Here is a 23,125-nt window from a genome sequence, read left to right on the forward strand (position 1 = left end):
TTCTGACTGTTCGCTGAACGAATGATATCGTTTTATTTGATTATAAAAATAGAGAAGAAAAGAGGAAATTATCATGCCAAACATTACAGGACATACCGAATTAGTAGGATTAATGGCTTACCCGATCCGTCATACACAGTCTCCGACCACCCACAACCTTGCCTATGACAAGAATGGCGACGATGTTATCCAGCTTGCGTTCGAGGTAGACAACGATACCCTGGAAGCAGCGGTTGAGAGTATCCGTGCGCTGAAGATGCTGGGTTCCAACATCTCCATGCCGAACAAGACCGTCGTTCACAAATATCTGGATGAGGTAGACGAGGCTGCAAAGCTGTGCGGCGCGATCAACACTGTAGTCAACACCCGTGACAAAGACGGCAATGTAACCGGATACCTGAAGGGTTACAACACTGACGGTATGGGTTACTGGCAGGGAATCAAGGAAGAAGGCATTGATTTCAAGGGAATGAAGATGGTTCTCATCGGTACCGGCGGTGCAGCGACCGCTATCGCAGTACGCGGCGCACTGGACGGCATTGCAGAGCTGCATATCTTCAATATTAAAGATAAGTTCTATGCACGCGGAGAGGAGATCGTTGACATCATCAACAAGAACTCTAACTGCAAGGCCGAGATGCATGACCTGGGCGATCTGGCACTCTTAAAAGAGAAAATGCACGAAGCAGACATTTTCTGTGATGCAACCGGCGTTGGTATGCACCCGCTGGAGGATCTGTCCAATATCCCGGATCCGTCCTATTTCCGCAAGGATCTGATCGTAACTGATACGGTATATGCACCGCGTGAGACCGTGATGATGAAGCAGGCCAAAGAAGCTGGCTGCACCCGTGTATACAACGGTATGAGCATGATGCTGTTCCAGGCGCTGATCGCGATTGAACTGTATACAGGAAAATCAACACCGGTGGATTACATGAAGGAGAAGCTGGGAATCTAATAAAAATATAGCTCGAACAGCAACACCTATCCCCCACAGTTATACCTGCTATTCCGCATTAGCACTTGCGTTCATATCCTGATTCGGGTATAATAATAAAACACACTTTCAATGTAAAGTGCAAAAGTGATCTGAATGAATACAAGTGGAGAAGGATGAGACAGATGGATGAATTAAAGAAGCTGCGAAATGATCTGGACATGTGCGACGAGATTCTGATCGACGCCCTGCGGATGCGCTGCCAGATTATCCAGGAGATTACAAATTATAAACAGAAAAACGGACTTCCGATTTACCAGGCAGAGGAAGAAGAGCGCAAGAAGAGCAAGATGCTTGCGAAGCTGGATGATTATGAATACAAAAAATCAATCATGGCAGTTTACGACAGCGTCCTCTACCGGAGCAAACGGATTCAGTCCCATGAGCTGTTTGGGTTCAATATTTTCCTGATCGGATTTATGGGAGTCGGAAAGAGCACCGTTTCGAATGCACTGCAGAATACCTTTGCGATGGATGTATTGGAAATGGATGAAATGATCGCGAAAAAGAACAACATGAGCATTTCCGAGATCTTCGATCTGCACGGCGAGGCATATTTCCGCAACGAGGAGACAAACCTGCTCAAGGAGGTAGGAAACGAGAAGAACAAGATTGTATCCTGCGGCGGCGGCGTAGCGATGCGCGAGATCAATGTACAGGAGATGCGAAAGAGCGGCAAGATTATACTTCTGACCGCGAAGCCGGAGACGATTCTGGAGCGTGTCAAAGAGAACCATGACCGTCCTCTTCTGGAAAATAATAAGACAGTGGAATATGTTTCCGAGCTGATGGAGAAGCGCAGACCGGCGTATGAAGCGGCAGCGGATATTGTGATCGCGACCGATGGAAAATCAGCGAATGAGATCTGCGAGGAGATCATTGCACAGGTGAAGAAGTTTAAATAATGTGACTGCTCAGAAAGTTCTGACAGAGAAAACGAAAGGGGAAAAAGATGTCGAATCATATCACAGGACACACAGGTTTACTTTGTTTACTGGGAAGCCCGGTCGCACACAGTGTTTCGCCGGAGATGCACAACGAGGCGTGCAGCCAGTTGGGTCTGGATTATACATATCTGGCGTTTGATGTGCCGGAAGAGAAGATGCCGCAGGCGGTTGAGGGACTGCGGACGATGGGCGCGCGCGGCTGGAATATCACGATGCCGGGCAAAAATATCATGTGCAAGCTGGCAGACAAGGTTTCACCGGCTTCCGAGATTTCTGGCGCCTGCAATACGATTGTCAACGACGACGGTGTTCTGACTGCTTATACGACCGATGGCGTCGGATTTATGCGTGCAGTTGCAGAAAATGGTGTAGACATCATTGGCAAGAAAATGACGCTTTTAGGCGCTGGCGGCGCCGCAACCGCGATTCTTGTACAGGCAGCTTTAGACGGCGTGGCAGAAATTAACGTATTTAACGTCAAGGACGCGTTCTATCCGAGAGCCGAGGAGATTGTAAAGAAACTGAACGAGCGCACAGGATGCAAGGTAACCCTGCATGATTACTCCGATCCGGAGATCCTGCGCCAGTCCATCGCAGACAGCGCGATTCTGGTAAATGGTACTTCCGTCGGCATGGCTCCGAAGACGGACAATACGATCATTACTGATACAACGATGTTCCATAAAGACCTGTTCGTATTCGATGTCATCTACAACCCGCAGGAGACAAGACTTCTCCGGGAGGCAAAAGAAGCAGGCTGTAAGACAGGCAACGGCATGTACATGCTGCTCTATCAGGGAGCTGCCTCCTTTAAACTCTGGACCGGAGAAGATATGCCGGTGGAGATTATTAAAGAGAAATATTTTACAAAATAGGATTTGAAGAACGGCGCACCGCATTCTCGTTACTTAGTGATGAGAATGCGGTGTGCCGTTTTTCATCATTTATAAACCTTTATGCCCACAAATCTGCTCCTCCAGCACACTCATCAGCACCTTCATATCAATCGGCTTCGCCACATGATCATTCATTCCGGATTCCAGCGCCCGCTCTTTATCCTCTGTAAATGCATTCGCTGTCATCGCAACGATCGGAATGCCAGCCTTCTTCTTATCCGAAAACCGCCGGATCGCCCGCGTTGCCTTGTAGCCGTCCATGATCGGCATCTGGATATCCATCAGAATCAAATCATAATAATCTTCCGGCGCTTTTTGCAGCATTTCCAGGCAGGCAACCCCGTCATTTGCCCGTTCGACCAAAAGCCCCTCGCGGGTCAAAAGTTCGATGGAAATTTCGGCGTTCAGATCATTATCCTCCGCAAGAAGAATCCGGCAGCCGGATAGAGTCTGGGCAGCTGTTTCATCGAATGCGGTAGGCTCTGTTTCCTCCCGCGAGGAAATCTGGCATGGGATCCGGACGGTGAACGTTGAACCTTCTCCGAGCTTGCTCTTTACCTCGATCGTTCCATGCATCAGATCCACCAGATTTTTCACGATTCCCATGCCAAGCCCGGTGCCTTCAATGCCGCTGACGGTGGAAGAACGCTCCCGTGAAAATGATTCAAAAATATGCGACTGGAATTCCTCGGAAATGCCGATGCCGGTATCGGTGATTGCGATTTCTGTGATACACCAGCCGTCCGTTTCACCAGGCTCCTGGCGGAGGGCACAGGAGATCGTCCCGCCCTTGGCGGTATATTTGATCGCATTGCTCAAAATATTCAATACAATTTCGGACATATACGTCGTGTCAATGTAGATATATGGGTACGAAATGTCCTTAGTCACATGAAAATGCTGCTGTTTTTCTTCCAGGGCAGTCTGAACCATGACGATACAGGAATCAAAACTTTTCTCAGTCTGGATGGAGGTTTCTTCAATGTGTATCTGGTTATTCTCAATCTGTGAAAACTGAAGAATATTGTTGATGATAGAGAGCATCTTTTCACCGGAAATATGGATCTTGTCCATATATTCACCGATTTTTTCCGGTTCCTGCAGATGGTTTCTGGCAAGTTCTGCGTAACCGAGGATCGCATTCATCGGTGTCCGGATATCATGCGACATATTGAACAGGAAGGTCGATTTCGCCTTGTTGGCTGCCTCTGCTGCTTTTGCGGTCTGTTCCAGAAGCTGCTGCTGGGTGAGTTCTCTGGACTTCTGTTTCTTTGTATAAAAATAGGAAATAACAATTAGCAGAAGTGCTATCATGCTCGCGGCAGCGGCGATTCTAAAGGAGGAACGGTTGATCGCCTCAATCGATCGGTAAGTGTCTTCCATATCAATCTCGATACAGAGGGCACCGAGAATGTCATTGGTTCCGTCGGAGGCAATGACCGGATAGCAGGCGGTAAAAATATGCCCCCATGTGGTATCAATGATCTTTTGTGAGTGGATCGTTTTGCCGGAGAGGGCAGCTTCCAGATACGGAACCATTTCCTCTTCCAGGTAGGTGCCCGGATAAGCAAAATCAGGTGCTTCCAGATCCAGGCCATCGATCAGGTAGATGGGTTTTCCGCCCGGTCCACGCTTGGCAGTGTATAAGTAGCGCGTCGAATTGAGGCTGCGAAGCTCATTTAAATAAGACTGCAGGCTTCGATACTGCGCGGAGCTCATATCGGATTTTGTATTGATCTGTTCAAAATCTGCCCGCGTCAGCCGGCTTGATATCGCCCGGTGAACCGCGTCCGAACAGGAAATATTCCGTTCTACGGCGGCGCTCAGGGTGATGCGGCTGTTGCTTTTCAGCAGTGCAACGGTGTATAAGGAAATGAAAAATACTGCCAGAAGAAGCAAAAAGGTAAAGTTAAAGGCATGATAAGAAAAGCTTCTTGATGGGATATTTTCGTTGGATGGATGATTCATAAGTTAGATTCAACTTTCATGTAAATGCAGGGTTTATAGTTAAAAAACAGATCGAGTTGTTGATAATAAATGTAACATAAAACAGGTAAATCAGCAAGAAAGATATGCTTACATGAAAATGTTTAAAAAAAAAGTTTTCACAAATTCCTCACAAAAAATTAGCACTCTACTCTTGACAGTGCTAACAACAAGTGTTATATTACTGCTAGAACAAAAGGAGACCAAAAGGTTTTCACAGATTGTTCGAAAGGAGGCAGGTTTATGAATATCAGTAAATTTACCCAGAAGTCTCTGGAAGCCGTTCAAAATACGGAAAAGCTGGCGTATGAATATGGAAACCAGCAGATTGATCAGGAACATTTGCTGTACAGTCTTTTGACTGTGGAAGACAGCTTGATTTTTAAATTAATAACAAAGATGGGAATCTCGGGCGACCAGTTCCGTGATGAGGTGCAGCAGGCGATTGGAAAGCTGCCGAAGGTATCCGGCGGTCAGGTGTATTTCTCCAACGATGCCAACAAGGTGCTGGTGAACGCGGAGGACGAAGCCAAGGCGATGGGTGACGAGTATGTTTCCGTCGAGCACTTATTTCTGGCGATGTTAAAACAGCCGAATAAGGCGGTCAAGGAACTGTTCCGTCTCTACGGCATTACGAAAGAGAGCTTTTTGCAGGCGCTTTCGACAGTGCGCGGCAACCAGCGTGTCGTCAGCGATAATCCGGAGGCAACGTATGACACTTTAAATAAGTACGGTTACGATCTGGTGGAACGTGCGAGAGATCAGAAGCTCGATCCGGTCATCGGCCGTGACAGTGAGATCCGTAACGTGGTTATGATTCTCTCCAGAAAGACGAAAAACAACCCGGTTCTGATTGGTGAACCTGGCGTCGGTAAGACAGCCGTTGTCGAAGGACTGGCACAGCGTATCGTGCGCGGCGATGTCCCGGAGGGCTTGAAGGACAAGAAATTGTTTGCCCTGGATATGGGCGCTCTGATGGCGGGCGCGAAGTACCGCGGCGAGTTCGAAGAGAGACTGAAAGCGGTGCTTGACGAGGTCAAGAAGAGCGAAGGACAGATTATTCTGTTTATCGATGAGCTGCATACGATCGTCGGTGCGGGCAAATCCGAGGGCGCGATGGACGCCGGGAATATGCTGAAGCCTATGCTGGCTAGAGGTGAACTGCACTGTATCGGTGCGACGACCCTGGATGAGTACCGTAAATACATCGAAAAAGACGCAGCTCTGGAACGTCGTTTCCAGCCGGTTCACGTTGATGAGCCGACTGTGGAAGATACGATTTCCATTCTGCGTGGTCTGAAAGAGAGATATGAGGTTTACCACGGGGTCAAGATTACCGACTCTGCGCTTGTATCGGCGGCAATCCTCTCGGATCGTTATATCACGGATCGTTTTCTTCCGGATAAGGCGATCGACCTGGTTGATGAAGCGTGCGCGATGATCAAGACCGAGATGGATTCAATGCCGGCGGAGCTGGATGAACTGTCGAGACGTATCATGCAGCTGCAGATTGAAGAGGCTGCGCTTAAGAAAGAGACTGACCGCTTAAGTCAGGATCGCCTGGCAGAACTGCAGAAAGAACTGGCAGAACTCAAGAGCAGCTTTTCGACCCAGAAAGCCCAGTGGGAAAATGAAAAATCTTCCGTTGATAAGCTGTCCAAACTGCGTGAAGAGATTGAGCATGTAAATGGCGAGATTCAGGCAGCGCAGCAGGCGTATGACCTCAACAAAGCGGCTGAACTCCAGTACGGCAAGCTGCCGGAACTGCAGAAACAGTTGGCGGAAGAGGAAGAGAAAGTGAAAAATCAGGATCTCAGTCTGGTACATGAGAGTGTCACCGAGGATGAGATTGCCCGGATTATTTCGAAGTGGACCGGTATTCCGGTTGCCAAACTGACTGAGAGCGAGCGCAGCAAGACCCTGCATATGGACGAACTGCTGCATAAACGTGTTATCGGACAGGATGAGGGCGTTACCAAGGTGACGGAGGCGATTATCCGTTCCAAAGCGGGCATCAAGGATCCGACGAAACCAATCGGTTCGTTCCTGTTCTTAGGTCCGACCGGTGTCGGCAAGACAGAGCTTGCAAAAGCGCTGGCAGAGGCATTATTTGACGATGAGAACAACATGGTTCGTATCGATATGAGTGAATACATGGAGAAACATTCCGTTTCCCGTCTGATCGGAGCGCCGCCAGGATATGTCGGATATGACGAGGGCGGTCAGCTGACCGAGGCAGTACGGCGCAAACCGTATTCCGTTGTCCTCTTCGATGAGGTTGAGAAAGCGCACCCGGATGTATTTAACGTCCTGCTGCAGGTTCTGGATGATGGACGTATCACGGATTCGACCGGCAAAACTGTCGATTTCAAGAATACGATCCTGATTATGACCTCCAACATCGGTTCCCAGTATCTGCTGGACGGCATCGATGAAAAGGGACAGATCAAGCCGGAGGCGGAAAGCTCCGTTATGCATGACTTGAGAGCTCACTTCCGTCCGGAGTTTCTGAACCGTCTGGATGAGATTATTCTCTTTAAGCCGCTGACGAAAGGCAACATCGGAGGCATCATTGAGCTTCTGATTGCAGATGTCAACAAACGTCTGGCGGATAAGGAGTTAAAGATTGCCCTGACGGACGAGGCAAAGGATTTCATCATTGAAAATGGCTACGATCCGGTTTACGGTGCAAGACCGCTGAAACGGTACCTGCAGAAGAACGTTGAGACACTGGCAGCGAAGCTGATTCTGGCGGACGGCGTCCGTGCGGGCGATACGATAGAGATCGGGCTTTCGGATGGCAAGCTGACGGCTTCGGCTGTCCATAGCGCGTAAGCGGAAAACGTCTTACGGCGGATTTATAACTATTATATAGAAGAAACAATAGGGCGCGGAGAAGTGCGAAAGAGCTTCCTCTGCGCTCTTTTTATGTATTTCTGAGATTTTCACAGTCTTGACATTGCCCGGCAACTTTACTAAAATGATTTCATAATGACCGGACTATATCATTTGTTCCGGAAGTCAGTCAGATGAGGAGAAGATGAGATGAAAATTGCGATTGGAAATGACCATTCGGCGGTAGAACTGAAGAACATTATTGTGGATTTCCTGAAAGAAAAAGGAATCGAAGTGTTAAATCTGGGTACAGACAGCAGCGAGAGCTGTGATTATCCAGTTTATGGAGAGAAGGTAGGTCGTGCAGTTGTTTCCGGCGAAGCCGATCTGGGTATCGCAATCTGCGGTACCGGTCTTGGTATTTCACTGGCAGCTAACAAGGTAAAAGGCGTGCGCGCCTGCGTATGCAGCGAGCCGTACACAGCGGTGATGTCCCGCCGCCACAACGATGCCAATGTACTCTGCTTCGGCGCCCGCGTGGTAGGAAGTGAGCTTGCGAAGATGATCGTTGACGAGTGGATCAACGCAGAATTTGAGGGCGGACGCCATCAGAGACGCGTGGATATGATTATGGCGATTGAGGAGAAAGACTGATTCAGAGTCAGTCAGAGGTAACGGATGAAATCATAAGGCAGGCTGACAGCAGGATGCGAGATGCCTGTGAGAACAAAAAGAGGCAGCTGTAAAGAGATGGAGCAGCTGCGAAAAGAACAGGAGGAAGCAGGAGATGATCACAGAAGATATTCGCTACATCGGTGTAAACGACCATGACATTGACTTATTTGAGGGGCAGTATCAGGTGCCAAATGGTATTTCATATAACTCATACGTGATTATGGATGAAAAGATCGCGATCATGGATACGGTAGACAAGCGCAAACAGACGGAATTTCTGGAAAATCTGGAAACCGCACTGGCTGGAAGAACCCCGGATTATCTGGTAATCAGCCACATGGAGCCGGATCATGCATCAAGTATCCAGGCAGTCGTAGAACGGTATCCGGAAATCACATTGGTAGGCAATGCGAAGACATTTCCGATGCTGAAACTGTACTTTGATCTTGATACCAGCCGTGCGCTGACGGTCAAGGAGGGCGATACCCTGAAACTGGGGCGCCATGAGCTGACGTTCGTCATGGCACCGATGGTACACTGGCCGGAGGTTATGGTAAGCTATGATTCCTGCGACAAGGTGCTGTTCAGCGCCGACGGTTTCGGCAAGTTCGGTGCGCTTGATGTGGATGAGGACTGGGACTGCGAGGCGAGACGGTATTATTTCAATATTGTAGGAAAATATGGAATGCAGGTGCAGGCACTTCTTAAGAAAGAAGCCGGTCTTGAGATCCAGATCATCTGCCCGCTGCATGGACCGGTTCTGAAAGAGACGATCGGTCATGTGCTTGAAAAATACCAGATTTGGAGCAGCTACGGCGTCGAGTCTGAGGGTGTATTTATCGCATATGCGTCCCTGCATGGCAACACCGAGGATGCGGCGAAGAAATCCAAGGAAATTCTTGAGAAAAAAGAATGCCCGAAAGTGGCAATCGCGGATCTGGCGCGCGGTGATATGGCGGAGGCGCTGGAAGATGCATTCCGGTATGGAAAAATTGTATTGGCAGCACCGTCCTATGACGCGGGTGTGATGCCGGTTATGGCAGATTTCCTGCACCACTTACAGAGCAAGAATTACCAGAAACGCACCGTTGCCCTGATTGAAAACGGTTCCTGGGCGCCGAGTGCAGCGCGCACGATGAAGGGAATGCTGGATGCGATGAAGGAGATCACGGTGGTTGAACCGGTCGTTACGGTTCGCGGGGCGCTCAAGGAGAGCGATATTCCGTCGCTGGAGCAGATGGCGGAAGCGCTGCTGGCATAAGAAGCGTCTGGTGACAGTATTTAATGAGACCTGAAAAAGGCTTTTTTAAATAAAAAATCCGGAGAGACAAAAGAGTGGTTTTTATATTTATATATGAAAAATCCACTTGATGATTTTGTATGGATGACAGAAAAAGAATAGGAGAAACAGACATGGTAGATGAGGTAATGAAGTTCATTACAGAGGCAGACCCGGAAGTGGGAGAAGCCATTGAAGCAGAGGCAGCCCGTCAGAGAAGAAACCTGGAGCTGATCGCGTCGGAGAATATTGTATCGGAGCCGGTTATGATGGCGATGGGATCGGTATTAACCAACAAATATGCGGAGGGATATCCGGGAAAACGTTACTACGGCGGATGCCAGTGTGTCGATGTTGTAGAGTCCATCGCGATCGAGAGAGCGAAAAAACTGTTTGGCTGTGATTATGCAAACGTACAGCCGCATTCCGGCGCGCAGGCAAACATGGCGGTATTTATCGCAATGCTGAAACCGGGTGATACTGTTATGGGCATGAACCTGGATCACGGCGGACATCTGACACACGGAAGCCCTGTCAATTTCTCCGGTTTATATTTCAACATTGTGCCGTATGGTGTCGATGACAATGGCGTGATTGATTACGAAGAGGTAGAGCGCATTGCACTGGAAGCAAAACCGAAGCTGATCATTGCAGGTGCAAGTGCCTATGCAAGAGAGATTGATTTCAAACGTTTCCGTGAAATTGCAGACAAAGTAGGCGCATACCTGATGGTCGATATGGCTCATATCGCTGGTCTGGTAGCAGCCGGTCTTCACCAGAGCCCGATTCCGTATGCAGATGTTGTTACGACAACCACTCATAAGACACTGCGCGGACCGAGAGGTGGTCTGATTCTGGCAAATAAGGAAGCAGCTGAGAAGTTCAACTTCAACAAGGCGATTTTCCCGGGAACCCAGGGCGGTCCGTTAGAGCACATCATTGCTGGCAAGGCAGTCTGCTTCGGCGAGGCGCTGAAGCCAGAATTTAAAGAGTATCAGCTTCAGGTAAAGAAGAATGCAGCAGCGCTGGCAGCCGCACTTCAGAAGCAGGGATTCAAGATTCTGACCGGCGGAACCGATAACCACCTGATGTTAGTTGATCTGCGCGGCATGGATATTTCCGGTAAAGAGCTGCAGAACCGCTGCGATGAAGTATACATTACCCTGAACAAAAATACCGTTCCAAACGACCCGAGAAGCCCGTTTGTTACTTCTGGCGTCCGCATCGGTACTCCGGCTGTTACCACCCGTGGACTGAAAGAAGAGGACATGGAAGTGATTGCAGAGTGCATCTGGCTGGCAGCTACCGACTTCGAGAACAAGGCAGATTACATCCGTGCGGAAGTGACGAAACTGTGTGAGAAGTATCCGTTATATAAATAAGTAGAGAAGAATATGGAGCAAAAAATTTGCCAGTCTATAGATTCAGAAAAATGCTGGAAAATTAATGCACATATAACAATAAGAAAAAGGCTGTATTGCCTGCCGCATGGAAGCGCGCGGTAGGTGATACAGCCTTTTCTATTCCAACCATTTTTCCTAGAAATTAAGTTTTTGTCCAATTCCTTTGTCCAATGCTTTTTCATAGATAAGCTGTGCCGTCCGCACATCAAAGAGTCCCATGCCGACTGATTTAAAGCAGCGGGTCTCGTTCTGCTCATGCGGATGTCCCTGCTTGGTATCTTCGATCAGATCCTCGATAAAGTGGACGCGCTTCTGTGTCAGAACGCCCTTTTCCAGCGGAATTTTCAGATCGCCGCTCTCCTCGCAGGCATACGGAAGCTCGGTGTACGCGTTCTTGACGAGTTTCCACACCGCATCCGGCAGTTCGCGCCGTTCCGGACGCCAGGAGCCGATGGCAACAAAGCATTTGCCGCGAAGCAGCTCTTCATCATCCGGGTAGACCGGATCGACCGCCTGGGTGGCGGAGATCAGGACGCGGCTGTGCTCAGCCAGTTCACGTGTATCCGCGCAGGTATGAATCTGGATGTCGTTTTTTCCAAACGATGCCAGACGCGCCGATAAGCGCTCGATAAAGCCGGAAAGATCCTTAGCGTATGCGTCATACAGATAAATATCTGTGATCGGGCGCACCTCGCAGGCATAGAGAAGCTGGTGTAGTCCCTGCATACCGCAGCCAACCAGACCAACTGAGGCAGCATCCTCTGGAGCCAGATAGCGCAGTGCGACACCGCCGACCGCACCGGTCCGCATTGCGGTCAGGACACTTCCGTTCATAATCGCCTTCGGCAGACCGGTCTTTGCGTTATTTAAAATCATAAGTCCGTTCAGATACGGAATTCCCAGAGAGGGATTGTCCGGAAATTCGGATAACATCTTTGTACCGATGACGGAATCCAGAAAACACGGCATATAGAGCATCATATTTTTATCACGCTGTGCGATAAAACGATCCGGCATCTTATAATTGCCGCTTTTGTGAATCGCATACGCATCTTCGATTGCGTCCATGACATCCTCTAAGGTGACGGACTGCCACATTTCTTGTTCGCTGAGAAATAACATATCAAAACCTCCTGAATATTTATGAATGAAATAAAACATATATACTAAAAATAGATTTATCACAAATCAAAAGTGGTTTGTATAGCTGGATTGTAGCAGTTTCACGTTTCATTGTCAAGATGAAAACAGAATAAAAATCAAGTTGCATATTTGAAATGGGGCGTGTATAGTAAAGAAAATTGTAGCGGTTCAGTAGGTTTACGCATTTACTGAGCTACAGGAAATGGATAAAATTAGCACAAGCGAGAAGGGAAGAATACCTGGAAAGGAAGGGGTAATGGGAGAAGTAATTAAAGTATTAGACTGGTTGTTAGAGAATTTGGTACAGATATGCACGGTCGTGCTAGAATTGTTTGGAATCATTGTGCTGGTTTCGACAGCGGTATCCTGCTTTGTTCAGTGGATACGAAACAAGCGTCAGCTGATCCGCCTGAATCTGGCACAGGGAATTGCGCTGGCGTTGGAATTTAAGATGGGCGGCGAGGTACTCAGGACGGTTGTGGTACGGGAATGGTCGGAACTTGGAATTTTGGGAGCCATCATTGTCCTTCGGGCAATGCTTACATTTTTGATTCATTGGGAGATCAAGAACGAAAAAAGAGACACCCAGGAAGAGCAAGGAGGAAAGCTAGAGTAAAAAGGGGCACGAAAAAGGGAGTCTGCAGGATGAGCGGACTCCCTTTTTTCGTGGTTAAACAAGATTAATGCGAAAATTATTTGTCGTAGAAATGAATGCGTTCCAGAATTTGCTTCTGGCTCTTGATTTCCATTTTGGAATAAATGGAAGCCAGATGCTTTTTGACAGTAGGGATGCTGACGAAGAGGGTGGAAGATATCTGATCGTTGGAATAGCCGCGCAGTAAAAGGCTTAAAACATTTACTTCTCGGTTCGTCAGGGAAAAATCCCGGCTGATCTGGGAAAGAGTACGATCCATCACATAGGATAAATCGAAGAACAGACATACAAAGCAGTCGTTGTCTGGTCCCTCCTTAAGATGGGAGCGGCTTACCTCCAGAAACAAAGGGCTGTTTTCCATCTTGTATTCGATATTTTGTCCGGTAATGCTTCCAGAACGGAGCAGCTGACGGCAAAGAGAGCGAAAACAATTGGAAATGGGGTTGTTGGATAAATCTGCAAATCCATGATTCTCCATGTATGTATGGTAGGTTGTGTTGCACCCGATAAAATTCAGTTTATCGTCAAAACAGCCGATTCCGATGCAGTTGTAATTTTCCAGTACATGAAATGCCCGTCCGATGTTGAGCTCCCGCCCGTAATTTTTAAATACGTTGCAGAAATGCGGCTGGAATAACCGGACAAGGCTTAATTCATCTGGCAGGAAATTTTTTTTATCGTTGGATCGGTGGATGGAAAACACACCCCGCAGATCCCGGTTCCGAATCGAAAAATTCGTTTCAATGGAATCATGCAGCCCCATGGGAAGTAGAAATTCCTGAAAATAAAGAGAATTTTTTCGAACCTCCTGATTGAACAGCTGGTTGGTCAGGAAAGTTACATTACTGTCGGAGTCCAGAATCGACAGAACATCGTCCATATGGCAGTATTCTTCCTGATATCGCCGTTTCTGTTCATCATTCCAGTTGATGGTGTAGATGGAATGGGTTTTGTAATTCTGTCCCTGCTTTTGGTAAAACAAAAAATTTGCTTTTTCAAAAAAAACAATATTGTTCAGGTTCAGGAAAAAACTCTCCATCCGTTTTTCAAGAAGAATTGAATCGTCGTAAAGTTCAGCAATGATCTGATTGACGTTTTCAATTCGTGATGTTGTAAAAAGATTTTCAGCACTCATGAAGATGCCTCCTTTCCCGTGAGTATTCAATTAGTGAAAACAAAATGGAATCAATACTAGACTATAGTCCAACTATTGTTTTAAACTATTTTTAATAGACTGATAATATATAAAGCATAATAAAATGTTGTTATGATTATTGCAAGTGGAAAAACTTTGAAAATAGAAAAAGTATCCAAAAGTATACTATGATAGAACCGAAAGTATCTACCATTAACTGACGTCATGCATCATAATAACCAAAACACAAAAAACTTTGTATTAAAAATGATGTTTTTTGAAAGTTTTCATCATGATATGATTTTAACAACGAGATTTCAGAAAACTGAAAGAGAACGGACAAAATTTTTAATACGGAGGAGCCTATGGAAAAAAAGAATGAATTTTGTTTGCAGGAGATTAAGGGGAGAAAGGCAGTAACCTGCATCGAGACACATACAGAGGGAGAGCCAACCCGAACCATTTTATCGGGATTTCCGGAAATTCCGGGGAACACGATGGAAGAAAAGATGCTCTATATGATGCAGGAACAGGACTGGATGAGAAAAGCAATTTGTTTTGAACCGCGAGGAAATGACGTAATGTCCGGAACGATTGTTACCAAGCCCTGCAATCCGGAGGCAGATTTTGGTGTTTTATATTACGAGGTTGGAAACTGGATGCCGATGTGCGGACATGATACGATCGGAGTTTCAACGGCACTGATTGAAAGCGGACTCTTAAAAGCGGAGGAACCGTATACATATGCGACCTTAGATACACCATCTGGACTGGTAAAAGTGAAAATTGAGGTGAAAGATGGCAAGGCGGTGCGGGTATCCTTTAAAAATGCCCCGGCATTTGTGATGAATCGGGATGTAAAGGTACAGGTTCCTGGATATGGTGAGATTCCGTTAGACATCGCATACGGTGGAAATGTATTTGCGTTAGTACCGGCATCGGCAATGGGCTTAAAGCTGGATAAAGAAAATGCAAAAGAGATTGTCGAAAAAGGAAATTATCTTAAAAAGTTTATCAATGAGCAGGTAACAGTCAAGCATCCGTATCTGGAAATCATGAACCAGGTAACGCATGTGGAATTTTTCGAACCGGGTACAGAAGGGGTTTCGGACGTAAAAAATTCAGTTGTCATTCCCCCGGCAGCGATTGACCGAAGCCCTTGCGGAACCGGTACATCAGCGAAGATGGCACTTCTTCATGCGGAAGGAAAGCTGGCAGTCGGACAGTCGTTTGTGCATGAGAGCCTGATTGGAAGTTTATTCCACTGCCATATCGTTGAAGAGACAGAGGTGGCAGGAATTCCGGCAGTAGTACCGGAGATCAGCGGACGGGCGTTTGTAATGGGAGAGAGTACATGGTTATTCGATCCGGACGATCCATTCCCGGAAGGTTTCTTATTAGGCTAAATCGATAGAAACAAAATAAGAGTTTAAAGGTACAGGGAGGTACTTCTGAGGGAAAGAAGTACCTCGGGAGTTCACATAAAAACAGTATAAAGGAGGATACTTTATGAAAAAGAGATGGCTTTGCGGTACGATGGCATTGGTAATCGGAGCGATGGCAATGGCGGGGTGTTCAGGCGGAAATTCTTCTTCATCCGCATCTGCAGCCGGAACCGAAGCAGCAGATAGTGGTTCCAGCGTAGATACTTCCGGAGCGGAGATGACGATCCGTGTAGCACATGTATGTGGAACCGGTTCTCCGTATGATTACGGTGCGAATGCTTTTAAAAAGCTGGTCGAGGAGGGCAGCAACGGACGGATTAAAGTAGAGGTTTATGCAGGCGATATGACAACCGACGAGGTTGAGTGTGTTGAGATGGTTCAGAATAATAACCTGGAAATCGGCTGGGTAGGAACTGGTGCACTGGGCGGATTTGTACCAGATTTAGGCATTTTTGAGCTTCCATTCCTGTTTGAGGATGAGGATAATGTCAATAAAGCGCTGGAGGGAGAATTTGGCAATTCCCTTCTGGAACAGTTAAGCGCGGTTGATGGAATTACAGGACTTGGTTTCCATGAGGATGGCTGGAGAAATATCCTGACTAAAGATAAGACAATTAATACCGTAGATGATATGAAGGGCGTTCGTATGAGAACCATGCAGAATGAAGTTTGCGTGGCAACCTACGAAGCACTTGGTGCTACACCGGTTGCATTGGCATCTGGCGAGCAGTTCACAGGACTTCAGAATGGCGTTGTAGATGGAACAGACAATAGTGCATTATATGCAGTAGCAGATGGTTATATTGAGGTTGTTAATAATATCTGCGATATTCATCATTACTATTCCAGCGGTATCATTGTTGCTTCTTCAAAATGGTATGAGGGTTTAAGCGAAGAAGACCAGAAACTCGTGAAAGAGTCAGCTATAAAAGCAGGCGAAGAGCAGAGAGCTTGGTTCCTGGAAAATGACGAGGCAAAGATTGCTGAGTATGAAGAAAAAGGTTATACCGTAACACGTCCGACTGATATTGATGCATGGAAAGAAAAAGTTGCTCCGGTATATGATAAAATGTACGCGGCACATCCGACCTGGGAAGGTCTGGTTGAGATGGTTCGCGCAGCGAAATAAAGTACAATAATTTTTGAACTATCATGTACTCCCGGAGCCTGTTTTCGGGAGTACATTTACAAAGAGGGGAGAAAAATGGCAGGATTGATTGAAAAACTTCACAAGATTGGCGACGTGATCAATACGGTTGCCAGAGTTGCATTAGGGGTTACGTCAATTGCTTTATGTATCGCGGTAATCGGCCAGTTTATTTTGCGATGGTTTGGAGCTACGATGCCATGGGCAACGGAGTTCTCCTGTTATATCTTCGTTTGGACCACGATGCTTGGCAGTGCCGTAGCAAGCCGTCATCTGCTTCATATCGGTGTTGACATGGTAATTAACTTGTGCCATGGAAAAACACGTCAGTTTATGCTGGTTCTGGCGGATGTGATTTTATTATTTGCACTTGTTTTATTTACAATTTCAGGTTGGAACTATACAGTTGCACAGATTCCACATCTGGGAACGACGATCAAGGTTTCGCTGGCGCTCTTTTATGCAGCCCTTCCGGTCAGCGGTCTCATTATGATTTATTATACATTTGTGCAGCTTCTTGAAAATATATGTTACGGGGAAGCGAAAAAGATTCCTCTTCCGGGGGATGAAGAGTAGGAGGTCAATATGTTCAGCAGTATAATTTTATTTGGAAGCTTTTTCTTGTTTCTTGCATTAGGCGTTCCGATTGCTTTTGTATTGATCGTAGCGACGGTCTCCTATGCGCTTTTAAGTACCGGTGATGCCAACCTGGCGTTGGTTCCGCAGCGAATTATCTATGGTATTAATAGTTTTACCATGCTTTGTCTTCCATTCTTCGCTCTGGCAGGAAATATTATGAATCACGGCGGTATTACCATGCGTCTGGTTCGTTTCGCACAGGCATTCGTTGGACATATCAAGGGTGGTCTGGCGATGGTAGACATCCTGGTATGTATGATGTTTGGTACAGTTTCAGGCTCGGCGGTAGCTGGTACGGCGGCAGTTGGATGCCTGATGATTCCGGCAATGAAGGATGAAAAGTATGATCCGGCGTTTACAGCAGGTCTGACCGCGTGTGCATCCTGCTGCTGCCCGATTATCCCACCGAGTCTGGCATTCGTTATTTACGGTGCGGCAGCGAAGGTATCCGTTGGCGATATGTTTATTGCCGGAGTAGTACCGGGTATCCTGATGGGTATTATCATGATGCTGGTTGTCTATGTATTTGCAGTGAAACGTGATTTTTCAGCAGGTCCTAAGACAAGCTGGAAGGAAAAATGGGAAGCAACCAGACAGGCACTTCCATGTATCGGACTTCCGATCATCGTTGTTGGCGGTATCATGGGTGGTTTCTTTACTCCGACCGAGGCAGCGGCGGCAGCGGTTCTTTATTCCCTGATTTTGTCGGCATTTGTATACCGGACCGTTGGCTGGAAAGAGCTCTGGAAATCGATTATCGACAGCGCGATCGACAGTGGTACGGTTATGCTGATTGTCGGCGGCTGCTATCTGTTTGGATGGGTTATCTCCAATGAGAGATGGGCAGTTTCTGTAACGAATATGCTGGTTGGTCTTCATACTTCTTTAGCAGTGAAACTGTTACTGGTCAATCTGGTTCTTCTGGTTGTTGGTATGTTTATGGATAGTGCTCCGGCAATCATGCTGGTAGCGCCGATTCTGGCACCGGCGATGGCAAGCCTGGGCGTTGACCCGATTCAGACTGGTATGATTGTCTGCCTGAACCTGACCATCGGTCTGGCAACTCCGCCGGTAGGTGTCTGCTTATACACGGCAACCAATATTGCAAGATGTAAATTTGGAGATACGGTTCGAAATGCAATCCCATTCCTGGTAGCGATGCTGGCAGCATTAGCGATTATTACGAATGTTCCGGTAGTATCCAGAATTCCATTTATTTTAATGGGACGATAGAAACGAGAGGGGACGTTGAAGTTGGACGTTCCCTTTTCCTTTACAAAAACACGAATCAAAAATGATGAATAAAAAACATGGAATGATTGATGCAAAAAGGAGGACAAACCATGGAAAAACTACCCTGCAGTATTTTCAATGATGTACTCGGTCCGGTGATGCGCGGACCTTCCAGTTCCCATGTGGCGGGGGCGGCGCGGATCGCCTCCATGATCCGGCAATCTCTGGATGCACCGGTGAAAAAAGCGATCGTTGATTTTGATATCAACGGTGCGCTGGCGACATCGCACACAGGACACGGAACGGATATGGGATTTGCCAGTGGGCTTTTGAATATGGAGCTGGATGCGCCGGATGTCGCACAGTATGAGGCGATTGCAAAAGAACGGGGATTGGAGATCGAATACCGGATTCTCGATTATGGAGCAGAACATCCGGGCAATTACCGGGCAGAGGTCTGGGACCAGAATGGAAATGTCGTGCACTGGGAGGCGATCGCAGTCGGCGGCGGTATGGTCGAGATGCAGAAATACGAGGGATTTTCGGTGCAGATAGCCGGAGATTTCTATGAGCTTCTGGTGATTGCGGAGGTGGCACCGGGAATTAGGGAAAAGATAGAAGCACTTTTGCCGGATGTTGAATTTTTCCAGAGCGATCAGAAGGAAGGTCAGATTTTATATAATTGGAAATTAGCTGTTCCGCTGACAAAAGAGGTGATTCAAGCCGTCCGCGGTGTGGCGGGTGTCGGTCAGGCGTGCTATCTTGAACCGGTGCTTCCGACGCATTCCAGCAGTACGTGTCAGGTTCCATTTTCGACGGCAGCTGCCCTGGTTGATTATGCGAAAGAGCATCCGATGGATTCCTGGGAGTATGCGTTGGAATATGAGGCCTGTCGGGGCGGTCAGTCGAAGAAAGCGGTTTACCATCAGATGGAACAGATTCTGTCGGTCATGGAACAGGCGGTTGAGACGGGATTAGCCGGGACGAAATATCAGGACCGTATTCTGGGCGAGCAGGTCAGCAAGGTGGCAGCAGCCGAACAGGCAGGACGCCTGATTCCGGATCCGATTGTCAATGAGCTCATCCGTTGCATCACGGCGGTGATGGAAAGCAAGAGCTCCATGGGCGTGATCGTAGCAGCACCGACCTGTGGCTCCTGCGGATGCCTGCCGGGAACGGTCATCGGACTGGCGCGGGCGCTGTCACTTCCGAGAGAAACGGTAGTACAGGGACTTCTGGTTGCGGGTCTGGTCGGTGTCTTTTTCGCAGAGGAAGCGACGTTTTCGGCGGAAGTAGCAGGATGCCAGGTAGAGTGCGGTGCCGGTTCCGGTATGGCAGCGGCGGCACTCACGGCGATGATGGGCGGAACCATCGAAAATTGTATGGATGCGGCGTCTGTAGGGCTTCAGAATATCACAGGGCTTGCCTGCGATCCGGTTGGAAACCGTGTTGAATGGCCATGTCTCGGCAAAAATATCATGGGCGGAAGCAATGCGCTCGCCAGCGCCAATATGATTCTGGCAGGCTACGACAAGGTGATCCCGCTGGATGAGACGATCGGCGCGATCTATGAGATCGGTCTGTCGCTGCCGCTGGAACTGCGTTGTACCTTTGGTGGTCTTGGAAAGACAAAGACTGCCCGGGAGATTCTGAAGCGGTCCGACGCGCATTTTCCGGGGGAAGAGGCGCGGTAGGTGTAATTCGAAACATCGTGAAAGGACAGTTACAGTTTGTGTAAGGTGCGTACTGTAAGGTGGCATATCTTTTTAAGATCTGAAATAAAAATTGATTAAATAACTCTATAGAGATATAATATTAATAAAAATATCTCTATAGAGTTATTTTTATTAAAACGAATCTATTTTTTATATACCACATGTTTCTACTTGCTCCCATAATAGATAAGGAGGTTCCTCAGAATGAGAAAAATTTTATATCACGGTTCCTTGGAAATTATTTCTACTCCTATGTATGGTCAGGGAAAGGTCTATAATGACTACGGACAGGGCTTTTATTGTACGGAGAGTCTGGAGCTGGCGAAGGAGTGGTCGTGCGCCGAGCGGGAGGACGGCTATGTGAATCAGTATGAAATGGATGAAACCGGTCTTTTGATTTTAAATTTGATGGAGAAGCACTACAGCGTTCTTCATTGGCTGGCGATTTTGATGAAATACCGGAAAATCCGCCTTTCTTCGGCGGTCATGAAACGGGGAAGAGAGTGGCTGCTGGAACATTTCCTCCCGGATGTGGACGGATATGATGTGGTGATTGGGTACCGGGCGGATGATTCGTATTTTTCATTTGCAAGGGCGTTTGTAAATAATGAAATATCGTTAGAGCAGCTTTCGTATGCGATGCGGCTGGGAAAATTGGGAGAGCAGTATGTATTAAAGAGTCAGAAGGCATTTCAGGCGATACACTTTCTTTCTTATGAAGGAGTAGATTCAGTGGAATATTATGTAAAACGAAGAGCCAGGGATGAGCAAGCTAGAAATGCATACCGGAAAAAGGTGGAAGAGGATGATATCGACGGTATTTATATGCGGGATTTGATTCGAGGGGAGGTGTCGGCTGAGGATGAGCGCTTATGGGATTGAATATCTGGATGATGCGATGAGAAATCTGGGGGAAATGACAGATTATGCGGTCAATGCCTGTGGGATGGATCTGGAAGATTTTTGGAAATTGTTTCTTACAACCGGGTATGCAGAAAAATTTGGGGAAGGTGTACCAAGAGTAGTGAGCGGCTTTTCTGGAACGGAGCTTGCGGAGGAAGTGCTTCGAAAAGCGGGAAAAAAGGACGAACTGCCGGAACCGCAGGTAGAATTTACCTGTTCCAGAGAGTATTGGAGTGGCTGGATACTGGCGTATTATCAGTGGTACAGTGAGAAGAAATTTAAGGAAATTGAAGCAGGGCTTCCGGTCCGGGAGGTTGTGGAAATGTATCCGGCACTTCATGAAGCTCCGGAGGATAAATTTGTTGAGGCGGCAGACAGAATCATTCGAAGAAAAGAGCAGGGGAAAAATGCGTTGCGGCGGATCCGGAAGATGGCGGGATATACCCAAAAGGATCTTTCAGAGCAATCGGGGGTTACGCTGCGGAGTATTCAGCAGTATGAACAGGGAAAAAAGAAGATTCAAAAAGCATCCGCAGAAACCGTGCGTGCGCTTGCACGGTCACTGGGATGCCAGATGGAAGATTTGCTGTAATTGCGAAGGGATTGGACAGTTTCAATTTGCTATAGCGCCGTCGCCTTCGGCAGACTGAAAATAAATTCCGTCCCCACGCCCTCGGTGCTGACAACGTCGATATTTTCCCCATGTGCCTGAATAATCTCTTTGACAATCGCAAGCCCCAGCCCGGTGCCCTTTTTATCTTTTCCGCGCGATAAGTCGGTCTTGTAGAAACGTTCAAAGATTTTCTTCTGGCTGTCCTTCGGGATGCCGATGCCGGTGTCTTTGACGGAAATGAAGATTTTTTCATACCGGATGGAGGTCTGGATGTAAATGATCGAATCCTCGTGGCTGAATTTGATCGCGTTGTCGATCAGGTTGTAGAGAACCTGCTGGATTTTTCCGAGATCGGCGTAGACCATCTGGATGCTATCCGCAAAGGTCAGGTCAAACGTGATGCCTTTTGCGCTACACGTGCCCTCGAAGGTTGCGGCGGTATCCTTGATCGTCCGGTTGATATCGAAATTGGTTCGGGTTAAATAGCCCTTGCTGTCCAGAGAGTTGAGCGTCAGCATGCCCTGTGTCAGCTTGTTAAGGCGCTCGGTCTCGGAAATGACGATGTGCAGGTATTTGTGATAGAGTTCCTGCGGGATTGTGCCATCGAGAATTGCCTCGAGATAGCCTTTGATGGAAGTCAGAGGCGAGCGGAAATCGTGCGATACGTTCGCGATGAAATTGTGCTGGTACTGTTCCATTTCATTTAACTCGCTGGACATATAGTTTAATGTGCTGGCGAGATAGCCGATCTCGTCGTGGGTGGTAATCGGGATATTGTGTGCCAGGTTTCCGGCTGCATATTCATTGGCTGCGACCGTAATCTTTTTGAGCGGGAAATAGACCACTTTTGTAAAAACAAGAAGCACCACCAGGGATAGGAAGAACAGGATGATCGATGTTATGTAAATAATATTCAGAAATCCGTTCTGTTCCGCCTCAATGTTCTGGATTGGCATATGAATCACGATGTAGCCGTAGGTCTTCATATTGCCTGTGATCGGGGCGGAAACGGAGAGTACCTTGCTGTCAAACAGGTTGTAATACTGTCCGATGGAATAGAGCCGGTTGCCCTGTGCGGTCGGGTCGAAATCGTCGATTGCGATGCCGGTACGACTGTCGCTGCTGTCCGCAACGATGGTGCCTTCATGGTTCAGGATCCAGATATCCGACTGCAGATAAGCGGAAACCGCCTCGATCTGTGGGTATGCCGAGTCGAGATTGATGGTTTTTCCCTCGTAGGCTTTGCTGCACCGATCGGCAATCATGGTCGCCTCGTCATACAGAACCTCCGATTCGCGTTCCACCAGATGGTGGTAGGTCATCTCAGATGAGATGGTCGCGATCGTGATGAATCCAAGCAGACCGAAGATGAGATAGCCGATCAGCAGTTTATAATAAAGAGAATGTGTGTAGTGGTTTGATTTCATGGTAAACCTCCGGTTACCTCTTCACGTAACAGTTCAGTTCCTTTACTAA

Annotated in this window: 19 protein-coding genes; 15 read left to right on the plus strand and 4 right to left on the minus strand. The window is 47.6% G+C overall.

The genetic code is table 11. From position 1 onward, the window contains the following. Positions 1–73 precede the first annotated feature (73 nt). From DW720_RS12435 to aroE, 3 genes are all read left to right on the plus strand, one after another. Positions 74–961 carry a shikimate dehydrogenase gene (locus DW720_RS12435; protein ID WP_022358823.1) on the plus strand — a complete coding sequence of 296 codons (888 nt, stop codon included), beginning with the start codon at positions 74–76 and terminating at the stop codon, positions 959–961. Between the two features lie 164 nt (positions 962–1,125). Continuing rightward, the gene (locus tag DW720_RS12440; protein ID WP_107001851.1) at positions 1,126–1,905 is read left to right on the plus strand and encodes a shikimate kinase; all 780 of its coding nucleotides are present in this window, start codon (positions 1,126–1,128) and stop codon (positions 1,903–1,905) included. Positions 1,906–1,952: 47 nt separating this feature from the next. Beyond that, positions 1,953–2,822, plus strand: coding sequence for a shikimate dehydrogenase (gene aroE, locus DW720_RS12445; RefSeq protein ID WP_107001852.1), 870 nt, complete (start codon positions 1,953–1,955; stop codon positions 2,820–2,822). Between the two features lie 69 nt (positions 2,823–2,891). On the opposite strand, the gene DW720_RS12450 is transcribed toward aroE, so the two are convergent. Further along, entirely contained in the window at positions 2,892–4,811 is a 1,920-nt protein-coding gene (locus DW720_RS12450; RefSeq protein ID WP_118749711.1) for an ATP-binding protein, read from the minus strand. Positions 4,812–5,072: 261 nt separating this feature from the next. Here DW720_RS12450 and clpB point away from each other — a divergent pair, with 261 nt between their 5' ends. The 4 genes from clpB (at position 5,073) to glyA (ending at position 11,000) form a co-directional block, all read left to right on the plus strand. Further along, complete coding sequence (gene clpB / locus DW720_RS12455; protein ID WP_118472541.1) at positions 5,073–7,664, plus strand: ATP-dependent chaperone ClpB; 2,592 nt, start codon at positions 5,073–5,075, stop codon at positions 7,662–7,664. 210 nt (positions 7,665–7,874) lie between these two features. After that, entirely contained in the window at positions 7,875–8,318 is a 444-nt protein-coding gene (gene rpiB / locus DW720_RS12460) for a ribose 5-phosphate isomerase B (RefSeq protein ID WP_022358818.1), read from the plus strand. Between the two features lie 133 nt (positions 8,319–8,451). Continuing rightward, complete coding sequence (locus DW720_RS12465) at positions 8,452–9,600, plus strand: FprA family A-type flavoprotein (RefSeq protein WP_118749712.1); 1,149 nt, start codon at positions 8,452–8,454, stop codon at positions 9,598–9,600. A gap of 152 nt (positions 9,601–9,752) precedes the next feature. After that, positions 9,753–11,000 carry a serine hydroxymethyltransferase gene (gene glyA, locus DW720_RS12470; protein ID WP_022358816.1) on the plus strand — a complete coding sequence of 416 codons (1,248 nt, stop codon included), beginning with the start codon at positions 9,753–9,755 and terminating at the stop codon, positions 10,998–11,000. 156 nt (positions 11,001–11,156) lie between these two features. Here the strand turns inward: glyA and DW720_RS12475 are convergent, their stop codons facing one another. Next, positions 11,157–12,143, minus strand: coding sequence for an ornithine cyclodeaminase family protein (locus tag DW720_RS12475; RefSeq protein ID WP_182427995.1), 987 nt, complete (start codon positions 12,141–12,143; stop codon positions 11,157–11,159). A 277-nt stretch (positions 12,144–12,420) separates the two neighbouring features. Here DW720_RS12475 and DW720_RS12480 point away from each other — a divergent pair, with 277 nt between their 5' ends. After that, complete coding sequence (locus tag DW720_RS12480) at positions 12,421–12,780, plus strand: DUF1622 domain-containing protein (protein WP_118749713.1); 360 nt, start codon at positions 12,421–12,423, stop codon at positions 12,778–12,780. 76 nt (positions 12,781–12,856) lie between these two features. On the opposite strand, the gene DW720_RS12485 is transcribed toward DW720_RS12480, so the two are convergent. Further along, the gene (locus DW720_RS12485; RefSeq protein ID WP_022358813.1) at positions 12,857–13,954 is read right to left on the minus strand and encodes a helix-turn-helix transcriptional regulator; all 1,098 of its coding nucleotides are present in this window, start codon (positions 13,952–13,954) and stop codon (positions 12,857–12,859) included. Between the two features lie 365 nt (positions 13,955–14,319). Between DW720_RS12485 and DW720_RS12490 the strand changes: the two genes are divergently transcribed. The 7 genes from DW720_RS12490 (at position 14,320) to DW720_RS12520 (ending at position 21,628) form a co-directional block, all read left to right on the plus strand. Next, positions 14,320–15,360, plus strand: a complete 1,041-nt coding sequence (locus tag DW720_RS12490; RefSeq protein WP_207663588.1) for a proline racemase family protein — start codon at positions 14,320–14,322, stop codon at positions 15,358–15,360. 103 nt (positions 15,361–15,463) lie between these two features. Continuing rightward, on the plus strand, positions 15,464–16,528 hold the full coding sequence (locus tag DW720_RS12495) for a TRAP transporter substrate-binding protein (RefSeq protein WP_022358811.1): 1,065 nt from the start codon (positions 15,464–15,466) through the stop codon (positions 16,526–16,528). A gap of 75 nt (positions 16,529–16,603) precedes the next feature. Continuing rightward, the gene (locus DW720_RS12500) at positions 16,604–17,122 is read left to right on the plus strand and encodes a TRAP transporter small permease (RefSeq protein WP_118469284.1); all 519 of its coding nucleotides are present in this window, start codon (positions 16,604–16,606) and stop codon (positions 17,120–17,122) included. Between the two features lie 9 nt (positions 17,123–17,131). Next, on the plus strand, positions 17,132–18,418 hold the full coding sequence (locus tag DW720_RS12505) for a TRAP transporter large permease (RefSeq protein ID WP_118469282.1): 1,287 nt from the start codon (positions 17,132–17,134) through the stop codon (positions 18,416–18,418). Positions 18,419–18,528: 110 nt separating this feature from the next. After that, the gene (locus tag DW720_RS12510; protein ID WP_118749714.1) at positions 18,529–20,112 is read left to right on the plus strand and encodes an L-serine ammonia-lyase, iron-sulfur-dependent, subunit alpha; all 1,584 of its coding nucleotides are present in this window, start codon (positions 18,529–18,531) and stop codon (positions 20,110–20,112) included. A gap of 225 nt (positions 20,113–20,337) precedes the next feature. Continuing rightward, on the plus strand, positions 20,338–21,015 hold the full coding sequence (locus DW720_RS12515) for a DUF3990 domain-containing protein (protein WP_107001858.1): 678 nt from the start codon (positions 20,338–20,340) through the stop codon (positions 21,013–21,015). Beyond that, positions 20,996–21,628, plus strand: coding sequence for a helix-turn-helix domain-containing protein (locus tag DW720_RS12520; RefSeq protein WP_022358806.1), 633 nt, complete (start codon positions 20,996–20,998; stop codon positions 21,626–21,628). The genes DW720_RS12515 and DW720_RS12520 overlap by 20 nt, the downstream gene beginning before the upstream one ends. A gap of 29 nt (positions 21,629–21,657) precedes the next feature. Here the strand turns inward: DW720_RS12520 and DW720_RS12525 are convergent, their stop codons facing one another. Then, on the minus strand, positions 21,658–23,076 hold the full coding sequence (locus DW720_RS12525; RefSeq protein ID WP_118522499.1) for a HAMP domain-containing sensor histidine kinase: 1,419 nt from the start codon (positions 23,074–23,076) through the stop codon (positions 21,658–21,660). Between the last annotated feature and the right edge of the window lie 49 nt (positions 23,077–23,125).

This window comes from Clostridium sp. AM27-28, assembly GCF_003480955.1.
GTDB classification, from domain to species: Bacteria; Bacillota; Clostridia; order Lachnospirales; family Lachnospiraceae; genus Otoolea; species Otoolea fessa.